The organism is Bartonella sp. AC130YNZD (genome assembly GCF_042196865.1).
Classification (GTDB): Bacteria; Pseudomonadota; Alphaproteobacteria; order Rhizobiales; family Rhizobiaceae; genus Bartonella.
In genome coordinates this window covers 1-1,544 of the sequence record NZ_JBHIQZ010000095.1, presented here as the reverse complement: position 1 = coordinate 1,544, position 1,544 = coordinate 1, and the positions used below count along the sequence as shown (strand labels likewise).

The following is a 1,544-nucleotide window of genomic DNA, read 5'->3' as shown; positions in this document are numbered from 1 at the left end:
ATCATGAGATTCCTTCCCTGTAATAAACACCGCAAAAAGAGCCGCTGTCCTTTTTCGATCAAGTTCTGCGTCGTCATAGGATTCGAGTTGAAAGATCTTTGTCATAGAGCGCGTTATTTTTGGAGAACCGCGCAATTGTCCAGCAATCCGGCGCTCTTTGATATGAATGACCATTTCAGCAGGCACACGTATGCGTTCTTGACTCTCAAAGACTGTGTTGAAAGGGCAATCATCATAGGGGTGATGTTTCCAAAAATGATAAGCAACGCGCTTACCACTGGCATTAAATTCAATACCCATACGAATGTAATTGCCTTCAATCTCAGCAGGTCCATTGTAAGTTAAATCCAGCATTTCGGTTGGATAAACTTGTAATTGAAGCGGCACACCAGAGCGCCCATAAAGGTCGACATAATGCAATCTTACAAAGCATTCTCCGGTTAGAAAGACCTCTCGTGCAATGGTTGCTTGAAGTCCATAAAAGTTGGCATCTTCATCATAGTCCGCCTCATCAACCCATTGCCACCATAAGTCTAAAAGCTTTTTCTTTTCTTCTTGAAAACCTTCAATACGAGGATAAGGTTTAATCCCATCACTAACAGCCGCAGAGACCCATTCTTCCGTTGCAGACCCATAAAGAGATTCATTGTCATAAAGCCATCTTGAACGAGCAACAATGGTATCACCGCATTCCTCAATGGCTTTATTGATATGTTTTTTGGCGGGGTCAAAACCACCCATGCGACGGCTTTTACTTGCAGCTTCAAAATGGGGATTGTGTTGACGAGAAATTTTAAAAAAGCCTGTGAGTTTATTGAAAAAACCAGCCATTAATAGCCTCGTGATATATTAAAATAGAAAACGCGTGAACGCTTGCGTCCTTCAAGGTTGGCTATTTGTGTATTGATCATCTCAAGCGCTCTGCGGAGTTCCTCAACAGAACGATTGCTTACTTGCTTATCGCCATGGCGCACCGATTGTGCTCCCGAATAAAGAGCTTCTTCAATTTGCTCACGCCGCCTTTTTAAGTTTTCAAGTCTCTCAATTTTGCTGTTAATTGGTTCTAAAGTTTCACCCACAAATTACCTCCAATCCCCTCGCATATAAGGATTCATCATTGTTCTGAATGGCTTCTTTTGAGGCTGTGCTGTCTGAGATCTTCTTGGAGCAGGAGAGGGGGCATGTCTTGGTGTTGGCTGCTCTAAAGAGCCTTCAACTTTAAGTTTTTCCAAACGCTCTTCTAAGATATCGACTTCTCGATTAAGGTTTATTCCTGCCGAAATCAGACCTTGTAAAGCAGCATAAGCATAAACCCTACAGTCCAAAGCTTCGTTTCTTGCCTTTTCACTTTTTTGCCATTCGATACGCTTGAAGCCTTTAAAATATTTGATGACTTTTCTTTCAGCGGTCAGCTGGTCAAAATATTCTCGATCAAGGCTTTTGTGAAAATGCGTTGCACCAGCCCCCGTTGCTTCAGGACCCGATTTTTTAAACCGTGCTGTAATGATATCTTTCGCGGCGTCAACCCCAACAATATAAAGATT

The 1,544-nt window shown here is 42.4% G+C and carries 3 protein-coding genes; all 3 read right to left on the bottom strand.

The genetic code is table 11. The features are described from left to right. Window positions 1–831 (bottom strand): phage portal protein (locus ACFINU_RS09795; RefSeq protein WP_375619032.1); only part of this gene is annotated, 831 nt, incomplete at its 3' end. Next, window positions 831–1,079 carry a phage head-tail joining protein gene (locus ACFINU_RS09790; RefSeq protein ID WP_375663528.1) on the bottom strand — a complete coding sequence of 83 codons (249 nt, stop codon included), beginning with the start codon at window positions 1,077–1,079 and terminating at the stop codon, window positions 831–833. The genes ACFINU_RS09795 and ACFINU_RS09790, both read right to left, overlap by 1 nt. Window positions 1,080–1,082: 3 nt before the next feature. Further along, window positions 1,083–1,544, bottom strand: a 462-nt coding sequence (locus ACFINU_RS09785) for a terminase gpA endonuclease subunit (protein ID WP_375667659.1), incomplete at its 5' end; no start/stop codon positions are given.